The organism is Paenibacillus sp. J31R120 (assembly GCF_056269225.1).
On record NZ_JBWDNN010000002.1, the window covers coordinates 85,807 to 100,313 of the forward strand.

General features: G+C 49.0%; 9 protein-coding genes. 7 read left to right on the top strand and 2 right to left on the bottom strand.

The genetic code is table 11. The features are described from left to right. The first annotated feature begins 278 nt into the window (after positions 1 to 278). Both AC0YNW_RS07005 and AC0YNW_RS07010 read left to right on the top strand, forming a co-directional pair. Positions 279 to 1,241, top strand: coding sequence for an NAD-dependent epimerase/dehydratase family protein (locus AC0YNW_RS07005; protein ID WP_475831328.1), 963 nt, complete (start codon positions 279 to 281; stop codon positions 1,239 to 1,241). After that, positions 1,238 to 4,945 carry an FN3 associated domain-containing protein gene (locus tag AC0YNW_RS07010; RefSeq protein WP_475831329.1) on the top strand — a complete coding sequence of 1,236 codons (3,708 nt, stop codon included), beginning with the start codon at positions 1,238 to 1,240 and terminating at the stop codon, positions 4,943 to 4,945. Before AC0YNW_RS07005 ends, AC0YNW_RS07010 begins: the two co-directional genes overlap by 4 nt. A gap of 99 nt (positions 4,946 to 5,044) precedes the next feature. Here the strand turns inward: AC0YNW_RS07010 and AC0YNW_RS07015 are convergent, their stop codons facing one another. Next, entirely contained in the window at positions 5,045 to 5,389 is a 345-nt protein-coding gene (locus AC0YNW_RS07015) for a hypothetical protein (RefSeq protein ID WP_475831330.1), read from the bottom strand. A 288-nt stretch (positions 5,390 to 5,677) separates the two neighbouring features. Between AC0YNW_RS07015 and AC0YNW_RS07020 the strand changes: the two genes are divergently transcribed. From AC0YNW_RS07020 to AC0YNW_RS07030, 3 genes are all read left to right on the top strand, one after another. Beyond that, positions 5,678 to 7,606: an AraC family transcriptional regulator gene (locus AC0YNW_RS07020; RefSeq protein WP_475831331.1), complete on the top strand. Its 1,929-nt coding sequence runs from the start codon at positions 5,678 to 5,680 to the stop codon at positions 7,604 to 7,606. Between the two features lie 237 nt (positions 7,607 to 7,843). Then, a complete protein-coding gene (locus AC0YNW_RS07025) occupies positions 7,844 to 8,461 on the top strand; it encodes a TetR/AcrR family transcriptional regulator (protein ID WP_475831332.1) in 618 nt (205 codons plus the stop codon). Positions 8,462 to 8,508: 47 nt separating this feature from the next. Next, entirely contained in the window at positions 8,509 to 10,905 is a 2,397-nt protein-coding gene (locus AC0YNW_RS07030; protein ID WP_475831333.1) for an MMPL family transporter, read from the top strand. Between the two features lie 140 nt (positions 10,906 to 11,045). On the opposite strand, the gene rnhA is transcribed toward AC0YNW_RS07030, so the two are convergent. After that, complete coding sequence (gene rnhA, locus AC0YNW_RS07035; protein WP_475831334.1) at positions 11,046 to 11,690, bottom strand: ribonuclease H; 645 nt, start codon at positions 11,688 to 11,690, stop codon at positions 11,046 to 11,048. Positions 11,691 to 12,658: 968 nt separating this feature from the next. On the opposite strand from rnhA, the gene AC0YNW_RS07040 reads away from it, so the two are divergent. Both AC0YNW_RS07040 and AC0YNW_RS07045 read left to right on the top strand, forming a co-directional pair. Continuing rightward, positions 12,659 to 13,546 carry an ABC transporter permease gene (locus AC0YNW_RS07040; RefSeq protein WP_475831335.1) on the top strand — a complete coding sequence of 296 codons (888 nt, stop codon included), beginning with the start codon at positions 12,659 to 12,661 and terminating at the stop codon, positions 13,544 to 13,546. 39 nt (positions 13,547 to 13,585) lie between these two features. Next, positions 13,586 to 14,476, top strand: coding sequence for a carbohydrate ABC transporter permease (locus tag AC0YNW_RS07045; RefSeq protein ID WP_475831336.1), 891 nt, complete (start codon positions 13,586 to 13,588; stop codon positions 14,474 to 14,476). The last annotated feature ends 31 nt before the right edge of the window (positions 14,477 to 14,507 follow it).

The window sequence follows — 14,507 nt, forward strand, 5'->3', positions numbered from 1 at the left end:
GTACAATTCGATGTGGTGTTGTCCTCAGACAGAGTTGAAATCTGATCGTCTTCTTCACCATGAAAAGCCCGACCTCACGCGGTCGGGCTTTTCATTTGTTTTAAAAACGGAAAATGAATGGGGATGCGATGAATATCGTGTCCCTTTTTTTCGCATTTGTACTACTTTGGTAGGACTCTTTATTATTCCCAACTCCTTATAATATGGCCTGTGGCGTAAGCCAAAGCAGCATTACTTACCCGGTAAGAGCGCTTGGTAATTGGAAGGAGAAGAGTGATGTGAGTAAAGTTTTTATAACCGGAGGCACGGGATATGTCGGCAGCCGTTTAATTCATGAAGTGATTAAAGAGGGGAAAGAAGCGATCGTCCTGACCCGTTCCGAAGAAAAAGCCAGAGATCTGAAAGCGAAAGGCGTAGAAGCGATAGTCGGCGACCTTCTATCAGACGGAGTCTGGCAGGATGCTGCTCGGCAGGCTGAATATATTATTCATCTTGCGGCGCCTCCTACTTGGGGGGAGAAGGTTACGAAGAAGGTCGCAACGACCTTCAGCAAGGGTCACTATGAGATGACGGTACGGCTCTTGGACCATGTAAACCCGGTAACGATCAAAAAAATCGTCTATGTTGCGGGGACAAGCTTCTATGGCGATACGGGTTCGGAAGTGCCAAGAGACAGCAACTATAATGGCGAGCCAAAAGGCTGGGGTCCATATATCGCCGGGTCGGTTCATGTTCTGGACCGGTATTTGGAACGCGGGCTGCCGATTGTAACAGCCTTCCCGGCACAAATATACGGACCTGACTCCTGGATGCCGCAGCTGTTCATCAAGCCGCTATATGAGAAGAAACCTGTTTATTCGCTGAAAGGGTATGAACCTTATTTTTCGCCTATTCACGTGGAGGATACCGCGCGCGCCTGTCTATTTTTAACCGAACAAGGCATAGCAGGTGAGCGATATATCTTATGTGATGACATGCCCATGTCCTCCAAGGCATTCAAGCGCTTGATCGAGCAGGAGCTGCAAGTAACAGGGAAGGTTCGGGAAATTCCAAGATGGCTGTGCCAATTGATTCTGGGGCCGGTGTTAACGGAATATGCAACCGCTCACACCTATTTCACCAACCAAAGATTGAAGGAAATCGGGTTTCAATTCCGTTATCCAACAGCTGTAGACGGTGTGCCGAGTGTCGTCCGGGAGTGGATTGCAACTCAATCTCACATGGAGGTGCGAGATAAATGAAGAAAACGATGATGTATCTGCTAATAGCCGTATTGGTGCTGGCAGCAGTTCCGCATGTTTCGGCGGAAGGCAATGAAACGAGCGATTCATTGGGATTTATTACTGGGCAACAAGTTCTGACAAGCGTATCGGTCTTTGCCGGCAACGGTGATTTTGATGATTGGGATGGAGCGGCGCTTATGGCATCTTTCCGTATGCCCCAAGGAATTACGGTGTTGAAGGACGGCTCTGTGCTCGTCGCAGAGGGCAAAAACCATCTTGTCCGTCAAATTGCGAATGGGCAGGTTTCTACATATGCGGGTGCGATGCTGGGTACGGAGGCAGGCGGAATCCCAAGCGGAGGCTGGAATGACGGGGCCAGACAATCCGCTGTATTCAACAGTCCTTCTGGAATAGATACGGACTCGGAAGGCAACGTCTATATCGCGGATGCAGAAAATCATGTTGTCCGAAAAATATCAAAAGACGGAATCGTATCTACCGTTGCGGGAGACGGCATTCTCGGACTTGTTGACGGAGCAGGCTCAGCAGCGAGATTCTATCGTCCGCAGGATGTTGCCGTTGCTGCGGATGGAACGATGTATGTTGCAGATACCTTGAATCATTCCATTCGCCGTATAATGCCTGATGGACAGGTGACCACTTTGAATGCTCCTTCTGATCGTGTCATTGAGGTTACGGCTGGCTATGCGGTTCCTGCAGGAGACTATGCAGACGGCAAGTTGTCAGAATCCAAGTTTAATGAGCCTACGAGCATTGCCATAGACGACAAAGGTAACTTATATGTCAGCGATACAGGAAATCATGTCATTCGATATATCGATTTGACTGAAGGTACAGTTGCGACGGCTGCAGGCTTGTCCCAAGGAGAACTGCCCGTATACGAAAAGGGGGCTCTGTATGCTGCAGGCGGCTATGCCGATGGTATCAGCTCAGAAGCGCGCTTCTATTCTCCTAGAGGTATTGCCGTAACGGAAGAGCAAGGACTGATTATTGCAGACAGCTTGAACCATACCATTCGTTATCTTGTTAATGGACAAGTGAGCACAATTGCCGGTGTGCCTGCACAATTCGGCCAAGTGGACGGGATTAACGGTCATAACTTGCTTCACCATCCGACAGATGTAGCCCTATTGCCGAGTGGCAACTTGATCATTGCGGACAGCTATAACAACCAAATTCGTGAGCTTGAATGGTACAAGCTTCCGGGAGATTTACCGAAAAACGATCGAGTGAAGGTTGTATTCGAAAATCAGATGATTCCGTTTGACGTGAAGCCTGAGATTGTACAGGGACGTACGATGGTTCCCGTCAGAGCGTTAAGCGAGCATATGGGCTACGAGGTTGGATTCAATGACAACGAGCGTACTATTGAATTAACTAAGGGAGACCTAAGTGTTCATTTGCAGGTCGGGAGTCGTGTAATTGCGACTGGGAATGCTGCAACGGATGTGCAAGAACAGCGGGAGATGGAGGCAGCCCCTTATATCAAAGCCGCCCGCACCTATGTCCCGCTAAGGTTTTTCAGTGAGGCCTTTGGGACAGATGTTGTATGGAACCCGAATGCGAGAACGGTGATTTTGAGAGAAATAGCAGAAGCCGTCAATCAACTTCCTCCAGCGGATCGCCATTCGAGGACGGCGACACTTGACCAGATTAAAGGAACGGTATGGATAAGCCAGGCAGGCGGTTCATTAACCTATAGAGCCTATAATGGCGTTACCCTTCATCACGGTGATCGAATCATGACTGAATTCAAATCAAGCGCAATCCTAAAGACGGCTGACCGCAAGGATGAGCTTGCGATTAACGAAAGCTCGGAGCTGTATATTTCGAATTTAAGCAGCGCGTCGCAAGTAAAGCACACGAGCCTTGTTCTATGGAGCGGAATGATTGGGGCTAGCGTAACACCGCTGGTTGACTCCAAGGATACCTTCAAAATCATAACCGCTACGGCTCAGACTGATGTTCGCGGAACGAATTTCTTTGTGGGGGTCGATCCGGTTACGGGAGCTTCGAGGCTAATTGTAAGCAGCGGCCTTGTTCAGGGAAGCGGCAGCGGAACCAATCAGAATCCCGTTTTCATATATCCGACTCAGCAGTTGACGGTGGCAGATGCTGAAGTGACCGATCAACCAGTTGTACTAGTAGATCTAGCTGATTTCGTTCAGCAAGCTTCACCTTCTATCATTGAAGCGATATTAAGGAGTAAACAACTAATCGATCAAGAGAATGCAGAGATGCTGGCACAATTGAATAGTGGGGCAGCAGGTTCTAGCCCTGGCGACAATCCTTACAATCAGTCTCCTTACGAGCTTGAACAATTCCAGAGAAATTTAGAGAACTTGCTCGCGAATATTGCCAAGCTAGCCCTCGATCAAGGGAAGCTTGATAAAGAAAGGCTTCAGGAAATAATCGACGAGGTCAATAAAAACTCGGATAACAAAATAGATCTGGACAATGTCCCTCCGATGCAAGTAACGGAGCAGCAACGGCAGCAGCAGGAAAAACTGAAGCAATTGGAGGAGCAAAGAAAAAAACAGCAGGAGGAGCAAAGTAAGCAGCGTGAGCAGCAGGCGAAATTGGATGCCTTGAAGAATAAGCTATTGGCTGAAAAAGAGCGGCTGGAGCAGGAGAACAAGAAGCGGCAAGAAGAAGTAGCCAAAAGAGCGGCGGAGTTGCTTAAGCAACAGCTTGCGGACGCCGAAAGACTGAGATTCGAACAGCAACAGCAGGCTTTGGAGCAACAAAGACAGCAGCAGGAGGCAGCGCAGCGTCCGCAGGTGCCGACACCGGCGGAGCCTGGGCCATCCGTTCCGGCTGTGCCAGGAGCAGCAATGCCAGTGGCGAGTGTCGAGAGCGGAAGCGTAGAGCCTGGTACAGAGATCAAGCTGACGACTGCGACAGCGGGGGCCGCGATATATTATACAACGGATGGAAGCGCGCCTTCAGCAAGCAACGGCACGCTTTATGAGGGGCCGATTCTGATCGAGCAAAATACAACGATCAAAGCTGTAGCTGTGAAAACGGGGTATACGAGCAGCCCGATCCTTACCGTTAGCTACACGGTGAACATTCCGCAGTCTGAAGCAGCAATGCCAGTGGCGAGTGTTGAGAGTGGAAGCGTGGAGCCTGGTACAGAGATCAAGCTGACGACCGCAATAGCGGGGGCCGTGATATATTATACAACGGATGGAAGCGCGCCTTCAGCAAGCAACGGCACGCTTTATACAGAACCATTGGTTATCGGTGAGGATACAACGATTAAGGCAATTGCCGTGAAATCGGGATATACAAGCAGCCAAATTCTAACTCTCAGCTATACCATTATCGTTCCTGAAGAGGAACGGCCTGAATTTGCTAATGGTTATCCTAAAACGTATGCCGACACTATAGATGAAACTACGCGCATTAACGTTCTTGTGCAGACGAATCAATCAGGCATGGTATTTATTGTTGTCGTGCCGCAGGGCGCGGCTGTTCCTACAACAGAGCAGATTTTGGCAGGCTTCGAAAGCCTGAATCCAGACTGGCTAGCTTTTTATTATGCGGATATTGCAGCTGATCGGGAGTTTCATTATGAAGTTGCAATTGAGGAGCAGGTTGCGGAATACGACGTTTATGTTGTAACTGTAATAGGCTTTGACGGTGCGGTAAGTAAGGTGCGTAAAGCGACAGGCATAACTCCACCGGCAATCGATTAGCCTAAAGAGGAATTTCAGCCGTATTTAAACTGAAAGTGGGAACAAAAAATGCCATCCATATGGATGGCATTTTTTGTGCGAATCGTTTGCGCGAAAAAATTATGATTTTGCCTTATGCAGCAGTTCCTTTATTTCACGAAGCTGTCTTTCCGTCATTTGTTGAGATTGCTCGATGGCAGTCAGCTTTTTCTCTACTTGTTCTAAGCGAAGCTGAGTATTGATTTGAATATGCTGGGCTTCCCTTTGCGTTTTAGAGTTGTCTATAACCACCAGAATGGTAAGCCCTGCGCTGGCAATCGTCAATCCTCTGGCCATTTGGTTTAAATCCAGTTCATTCAAGGAGAACAGGCAATCCGCTATTCCTGCCCCCATTAATATGCCGCCAATCGTGATAATTCCGTTCCTTTTCCACTTGTCTGAGATGATGTTCTTGGTCTGTTTCATCGAGAAAGCTCCTTCAGTACGATAGTTTCACTTGCTATAGATCTATTTATCATAAACCATGCTACCCAATGAATAGAAGCGGTTGTACTTGACAGTGTGATACGGCATTCGTTATCGTTAAGCTCAAATGATATTGATAATCATGATCAACGAAGGTTGATTTAAAATATAGTACTGGAAGGGGCAGGCGGCGGCCAAGGGAATAAAGCCCGCTGCGCAACGAATATGAGCATGATCGAGCAAATTCATTTATGGAATCAAGTCATTGTCAGGGTGTTGGATATTCGCTTGAGACGAATAGGCGAGAGCGACGAAATTCGCAACTATGTTGCGCCGGCAAGCATGTTTATATTTTCGGCCAATGGACATGCCGAGCTGTGGGCCGATGAACATGTGTGGCTGTCAGAACGGTTCCATTTGCTGCATGTGGGCAAAGGGACGAAGATAACGGTCCAGTCCGGCGGATCGCTTGATGTCTATATGGTCTTATATAAAGCTTCGTTGCCGGATACGGCTTTGAGGGAGTTTCATATGATGCTGCAAACCGACAATCCTTTTATGGAATGCTGGGGACTGGCGCCTTCCGAGCCGCTTGTGTTGCTCGGGATGCTCGAAACGATGCTAGCCGAGTGGCAAAGGGAGGATAGCGCTAACGACTCGCAGCTCGGCACAGCAATAGCAAAAAGCTTGGGGAAAAGCGAGGGCTTGAGACGGCTAATGGCGAAAGGTGAATTCATCCGATTCACGCATGCAGTATTGCTGGAGCGGACAGAGTATACGGGCGCCCCATCGTTGGCCGAGCAGGTCATCCGTTATTTGGCGAGGAATTATCGCGAGACGATCTCTTTGGAACAGTTGGCTCAGCACATGAATTATACGCCGCAGTATGTATCGCGAAGATTCAAGGAACAGATGGGATGCAGTCCGCTTGATTACATCATCCGGCTGCGGATGGACGCGGCGCGAAGATTGCTGAGCGAGACCGCAGCGACGCTACAGGAAGCAGCCGCTTATGTCGGATACCCGGACACTATATATTTCAGCCGCATGTTCAAGAGGCAAACCGGGATTACGCCGGGGCAATACCGCAAGCAATTTCGCAATGCAGTTTCAAAAAGTGCAATGAAGTGGTCAGATTTGTCCGTTGTGGCGCCTCATCCGGCAATGTATCATGTTAATAATAATGATATTCATTATCAATTAGAGCTGGATGGGGGAACTGGAATGGCAATGAGCAAAAAAAAATGGTTGGCGATGGCGTTATTATGTCTGACCTTGGCAGCGTCAGCTTGCCAAGCATCGTCGGTCAACACAGGAGGAAATAATGGCACAGCGCTTCAAAGCACGAACGGCACCGCAACGGATGCAGCGAATACGGGGCTGACATCGGCAAGCGTTGAAACGCGGACCATCAAGGCGACGAATGGCGATGTGGAAGTGCCTGCGCTTGCGCAGCGTGTGGCTGCGCCATCATACTTGGGAACTTTGCTGGCGCTTGGCGTTAAGCCGATTGCGTCCGAATCGCTTCTGATGGAAAGCCCATATTTGGAAGGAATGCTGAGCGGCATAACCGTTATGGGAGAATCGTTGGAAGTGCTGCTTGATCTGGAGCCGGATTTAATTGTTACGCATTCGGCTCAGGCGGAAACAGTGGACAGGTTTTCGCTAATTGCGCCGACGGTAGCCATGCCTTACAACAGCTTTGCGTCCATTCAGGAGGAAATGCGTTATTTTGGCGATTTGCTTGGAAAGCAGGAGACTGCCGAACAGTGGATTGAACGATTTGAGAGCCAGTCTGGTGAATTGCGCGATGCGGTGCAAGCGGTGCTTGATGAAGGAGAGACGGTGTCTGTGATGCAGGAATATGATGGCACGGCGTTTTTATTCGGACCGAAGGCCGGGCGCGGCGGGAGGATCATGTACGAGATATTGGGAGCGAATCCGCCCTCCAACATTCCCGATTATATGTTGGATGGTTCCTATTATGAGTTCTCGCTGGAAATGCTGCCCGAATACACCGGAGACTATTTGATTCTGACGACATATTCGACGTTGGAGGGTTTGCAAGCTGATCCGATTTGGGGCAATCTGCCTGCAGTCCGGAATGGAAAAGTGTACATTTGGAATGAAAATCAGTCCTGGTACCGCGATCCGATTGCGGTAGAAGAGCAAATAAACAGTCTGGCCGCCTGGATCATAGAAGCCGCCAAAAAATAGCGAATACCCGAAACTTACACAGAGCAAATGCCAAGGATCGCAGGAGGTGATCTAAGGTATTTGCTTTTGTTTTTGTGAGCAAAATGAGCAGGTAATGACCCCAACAGCCGCTATTGCCACATAAGTTTCACAAGTTGCTCATTGTGCAAGTTTGCTCATTGGGCAATAATAAGGAAGAGCAATCATTTATACACTTGTTTCTATGATCTTGAAAAGGAGTGTACACGTAATCGGAATATGATGAACAAACCTGGTCTGCGCCATATGAAAAGGGAAGCTACCGCAAGTGCGCTTGCCGATGCTGCTTTTGCGCTTGCGCTGGAGAAGGGGCCGGATGGCTTCGTCGTGGAGGAGGTCGTCCAGCGAGCGGGCTACTCCAGAAGAACCTTCGCCAACTATTATTCTTGCAAAGAGGAAGCGGTCGCGGCAGCGGCTGTCAACTTCAAAGGAGCGGAAGAAGTCATTGAATGGATCGATGCACTCGACAAGGAGATGTCTCCGCTTGATAGTCTGTACCAATTGTTAAGGATGCAAATGACAACGGAGCACTTCCACAAATTGCGTCAGCTCGTGCAACTATCGAAGCAGCACCCGACGCTTGAGCCGTATATACTAAGTGCTCTTCATGGCTTGCAGAGAAGCGCTCAGGAGATGCTAACCGAGCTGTCCCGCGGACGGCACCCGGAAGGCTATACCCATCTTCTTACAGGCGCTGTTTACGGAGCGATCTTGCCATTATTGGACGGCAGCCTGAATGTAAAGCTCCCGGATCACTCCTCCTCCGATACGGAGGGCGCCGTTACGTTCGAGCAGTATTTGGATACCATGTTTAGCTACTTGCGCCAAGGATTCTAGACTATCGTTACTTATGATTACAGAATGAAAAGGAGCAACATTATCTCATGTCTACTTTCTTGTACAAATTAGGCAAGTCGGCTTACAGCAAGCCTTGGGCTTTCATTATTAGCTGGATTGTCATCCTCGGGGTTGTACTCGCTCTACTCGGGGTGAACGGTATACATGTCACGTCCGACATGAAAATCGAAGGCACAGAATCTCAGAAGGTGCTGGACAAGCTGTCAGAGGAGCTGCCGGAGGCTTCCGGCGGACAAGCAAGCATTCTGTTCAAGGCGCCTCAAGGCGAGCGCTTGGATACAGAGGAGCGTCTAGCCTCTATTATCGAAGCCGTGAATAAGGTATACAACGTGGAATACGTCATTAATCCGATTGAACTGGCTGAGAAAGCCGGTGTTGCAGCAGGCGACGCCGCTGCCCTGGCAGGAGCAGCACAAGGAGCGGCGGGCGGCAGTGATGCTGCCGGAGCGGGTGCAGCACAGGGGAGCGACGCAGCTCAGAATCAGGAGGCGGCCGCTGGTGCAATGCCTCCGTTCGGCCCGCTTATGGTGAATGGGATGCCGGTTCCAGGCGTCATGCTCGCAACCGACGGCAGCGTGGCCCTGTTCCAGTTCCAGTTCACAGTTCAGCAGATGTCGCTGCCGGATTCGGTGCCGGATTCCGTCATTGAAGCGGCTAAAGCTGCCGAGGGCACGGGCATTCAGGCATTGCCAAGCGATTCGTTGATGGGCAAGCCTGCTATTGGCTCGACAGAGGCGATCGGCATTGCCGTCGCGGCAGTCGTGTTGTTCATGACACTCGGTTCAGTCGTTGCAGCCGGACTGCCGCTGCTGACGGCACTTATGGGTGTTGGCATTAGTGTAGGAGGAGCGTTTGCTTTCTCGAAAATTTTCCATATGACCGATCTCACGCCAGTTCTGGCGCTCATGGTAGGCCTCGCTGTCGGAATCGACTACTCGCTCTTTATCGTAAACCGCCAGCGCCGCATGATTCTGGAGCAGGGGCTTACTGCTAAGGAAGCTGCGAGCCGAGCGGTCGGTACGGCGGGCAGCGCTGTCTTTTTTGCCGGATTAACCGTTATTATTGCTCTGTGCGGTATGCTCGTCATCGGCATTGGCTTCTTGTCCGCGATGGCGCTTGTGGCGGCTGTGGCGGTTCTTGTCAATGTGCTTGTTGCCTTAACCTTACTGCCGGCGCTGCTTGCCCTGGTGGGAGAGCGGATCTGTTCGGAAAAGGCCCGCGCGAAGAGCAGGGAAGCGGCAAAACACCCTCGCAATGGAACAGCACAGCGCTGGGTCAAGTCTGTGGTGAAAGGCCGCTGGGTCATTATTATTGGCGTCATCGTGATCTTGGGAGCCGCTGCGCTTCCGGTAGCGAAGATGGAGATGGGTATTCCTTCAGGCGCAACAGCGAATCTGGACACAGCCGCAAGACAAAGCTACGATGCGATTTCAGACGGGTTTGGCGAAGGCTTTAATGGCCCGCTGCTGCTGGTCGCCGAGCCTCAAGGGCCTTCTGACACGCTCGCTCCTGAGACGCTTGGAATGTTGGTTCAAGAGCTTCAGCAGCATGAGAATGTGTCGATGGTTACGCCAATGGGCTTGAACCAAACGGGCGATATGGCAATTATTAGCCTGATTCCGAAGACGGGGCCGACGGATGCGGAGACGAAAAACCTGGTGCAGGAGCTTCGCGATACGGATTCCGAGATGGTGAAGACCCATGCCATCAAGCTTGGCGTTACCGGATTTACCGCGATCAACATTGATATGTCGTCGAGATTGTCTGAGGTGTTCCCGCTTTACGTGGGGATTATCGTCATTCTCTCGCTCATTATCCTGTTGCTCGTCTTCCGCTCCATTATCGTACCGATCAAAGCGACTGTCGGATTCCTTCTCAGTGTTCTTGCCACATTCGGGGTGACGACGGCTGTGTTCCAATGGGGCTGGCTGCATTCGCTCTTCGGTTTTGACACGGGTGGTCCGCTGCTGAGCTTTATGCCGATTATGGTTACCGGTATTCTATACGGCCTTGCTATGGATTATCAGGTGTTCCTGGTCAGCTCCATGCGCGAGTCCTATGTACACGGGCATCACGGCAAGGAGAGCGTCATTGACGGTTACGATCAGGCGAGCCGTGTGGTCGTAGCGGCAGCTGTTATCATGGTATCGGTATTTGCAGGCTTTATCTTCGCGCATGATATTATGATCAAACAAATCGGTTTTGCGCTGGCAATCGGCATTCTGATCGATGCGTTTATTATCCGTATGGCGCTCGTTCCTGCAGTTATGGCAGTATTCGGCGACAAAGCCTGGTGGCTGCCGAAGTGGCTGGACCGTATGCTGCCTAACCTGGACGTAGAAGGCGATAAGCTGATCGCTCAACTGAAGACAGAGGAAGAAGGCTTGGCCAAGGTGGCTTCGGTGCCGAAGCGGTCTCGCTAAGCCAAAGAGACAATGATCCAATCCTACTATTAAGCTATGAAAAACACCTTCAAGTGTTGAACGCCTGTCACGAGACAGGGATTCAACCTTGAAGGTGTTTCTATGTGGAGGCTGATGAGGATGGTCAGTCTAATGACCGATTATTTTCTGCCGAAATCGGCTTTGATCTCGCCCCAGATCTCCGTCTTCCACTTCATCACTTTATTGTCATAAGTGTTGGACTCTAGCCATCTTATCGCTCGATCTGCCAGCTCCCATATTTCCTTGGTGGAAGCGTCCCGGACGAGACTAGAGCTGATGCTTTTCTTTTTGAGCCAGCTAAGCGCGGTTTTGGAATCGGTGTACACCGTTTGCTTGCTTCCCTTTTGCTTCAGATAGGCCAGTCCGTGCACAATCGCAATGAACTCCCCGATATTATTCGTTCCTTTGGCGATAGGGCCATGATAGAAGAGAATTTCGCCTGTTTGAGTACTTACTCCCTTGTACTCGACAATCCCCGGATTACCGCTGCAGCCAACATCGACACTGATGCTGTCCCAATCAATGTCTTCGATTGCATCCTGTGTGATTAAAGCAGGCTTCTTCTGGGCGGGCTTGTCTGTGCTCTTCTGTCCCCAGTGCAGCCGCCATCCATCCTTGTAGGCTCGTTCAGCCTCCTCACGAGAGCCAAATGATTTATATTTCGCATCTGTGTAATGATTCGTCTGCTCCTGACATTCTGCCCAAGTCGTATAGATTCCCGGCTTATGGCCTGCCCATACGACATAAACCTTTTGTTTTGCCACTTTCATCACCTTCTTGATTCATAATCCGAAAGCTATAACATTCGATAAAAGCCTGCTTAGTTCCTTTTATTATTTTGAAACGTAAGGGAGGCCGTCATTCCTCCATCCTATTGGGCTTGACGAAGAAGAGGGGAATAATTAATTCGTTCCTTATACCTTTAGGGAGTATGGTCATTCGGTCATATTCACCAATTCGTTGCTTGAAGACCGCATCTGCGATTTGTTGAAACCGATATGTCGGTTGTTTCAAGTCCGACAATAAGTATTGAATTTTTTCGTATTTCGAAGTTGATTTCATGTTTTTTCTCCTCTTGAGCCGGAGAAAATGCCATTGGCACCTTTATTGATGTTTCTAGCATATGCATTAACCAACTTAGATTAATATTCACGAAGCTTGTAGCTAGAGTCGCTACGTGTATCTAGCGATAGATGGATAATGCTCCGGCATCCGTTTAATTTGATCGTGCATGGTTCGTTCCTAACTCGACCATGAGTTTTTTAATTAGGCAAATTGAGTGATTTTCAAAAAAACAATGTTAGAACCTAACCTAAATAATGGGGTAGAACAATATGAAATTTGACATTTCAACGTTGCAGCAAGAACTTTTCAGATAAATATGATGGGGTTCAATTCTAGAAGACCAATGCCTTTCCTCGGAAATAAAAAGGGGACCTTCCTGCCTTAAGCAGACAGAAAAACTGCTTTAACGAGCACTTGAAGTATCTTGTCAGTTAATTGATCAATCGCAGTTTTTTCCAAAGCAATATGGTTTTACACAATAAGTCATACATATTGTCAGGTATTGTTCCGTAAGGAGTCGGGTTTTTCCTTGCACCCCCCGTTTGTATAATGTAGTCAAGAATCATCACGAGAGGGCAATAAAGGGGGAATTCATATCCGTGAAGTAACCGTAGCCGCAAAAACAAAAGCTCCTGAACCCCGATTCAGGAACCGGGTTCGAAAGCTGATGAAACAGTACCAGCTTGTCATCATGTCTGTGCCGTCTATACTGTTAGTCATTTTGTTCGCTTTCGTTCCTCTGTGGGGATGGATTGCAGCCTTTCAGAATTATACACCTGTCAAAGGGATGGCGAATAGTGAATTCGTAGGGCTGAAAAATTTCATTCAATTGTTCCAAGATGAGCGCTTTTATCTCGTGCTGAGGAATACGCTGGCCATGAGCCTGCTCAGCATGACGCTCTCGTTCCTATGCGCGATCGTATTAGCCTTGCTGCTGAATGAGATTCGCCTCACCTTCTTTAAGAGACTCGTACAGACGATTACGTACATTCCGCATTTCGTATCGATGGTCGTCATTGCCAATATCGTCCTGACTTTCCTCTCTCCGGACGGCGGCTTTATCAACAACATGCTAATGAAGCTCGGTTGGATAGATGACCCTATCTATTTTATGGGGAAAGGCGAATGGTTTTGGGGAATTCATACGACTATGCTGATATGGAAGGAGCTCGGCTGGAGTACGATTATTTATATTGCCGTTCTCGCCGGGATTAACCCCGATCTTTACGAAGCGGCTGATGTGGATGGTGCAGGACGCTTCTCCAAAATGCTCCATATCTCCCTTCCTGGCATCATGCCGACCGCGACGATCCTGCTAATTCTCAATGTCGGCTGGCTGGTGAGCGTGGGGTACGAGTCGCAAATGCTCTTAGGAAACCCGTTAGTCATCGATTATTCAGAAGTACTCGACTTATATGCGCTTAATACTTCGTTTGGCACCGGGCAATATTCTCTCGGCGTTGCGCTCGGTATGTTCAAAAGCTTAGTCAGCATCACTCTAATTCTAATGGTAAATTTCATATCGAGTAAACTCGGCGGATCTCGCGTGATATAGCAAATGCGAACGTTCTGTGTATAAAAGGGGGGCTAAAACGTGAGACAACGATGGGATGCCTCTGAGATCCTATTTCAAATTTTTAATTATACTTTTCTTGCCGTATTGGGGTTCGTGACGCTTTATCCGTTCCTCAATCTGATCGCAATCTCTTTAAATGATCCGATGGACTCGCTGCGCGGCGAAGTATATTTCTGGCCAAACCAATGGACGCTTGGCAATTATCAAGTTATTTTCGAAAATGATTCTTTGCTGGGGGCCAGCTTTCGCTCAACGGCTCGGACGATCCTCGGTACGTTTCTGTCCACAGCATTGACGACAATGCTAGCTTACGCTCTTTCCCGGCGGGAGTACCTGCTCCGCAAATCGATCAACCTGATTCTCGTCGTTAGCATGTACGTAAGCGGCGGGCTGATCCCGACCTATTTGCTGATAAAGAACCTCGGACTTACGAACAGTTTTTGGGTATATATCATTCCCGGCCTGATAGGGGCGTTTAACGTCATTATCATGCGATCGTATTTCGATCAACTGCCCGAGGCGCTTGTCGAATCAGCCAAGCTCGACGGAGCGTCCGATTTTCAGGTGTTATTCCGGATTATTATCCCATGCAGTTTGCCCGTGATATCCACTATAGTCTTGTTCGTCTCGGTGAATCACTGGAATTCATGGTTCGATAATTATCTGTACAATAGCAAAGATAGTCTAAGTCTATTGCAATACGAATTGATGAAAATCATGATGCAATCAACAGCCGAAATTACGAGCAATGCGGCAATGGGCATGGATAGGGAAACGGTACGACAAATCACGCCACAGTCCATCCGTGCGACGATGACGGTTATCGTCACGCTTCCAGTCTTATTCGTTTACCCGTTTCTACAAAACTTCTTAATTAAAGGAATGGTTGTAGGCGCGGTAAAAGAATAGTATTTGCAAGAAAAATGCAGTTCACATCAAA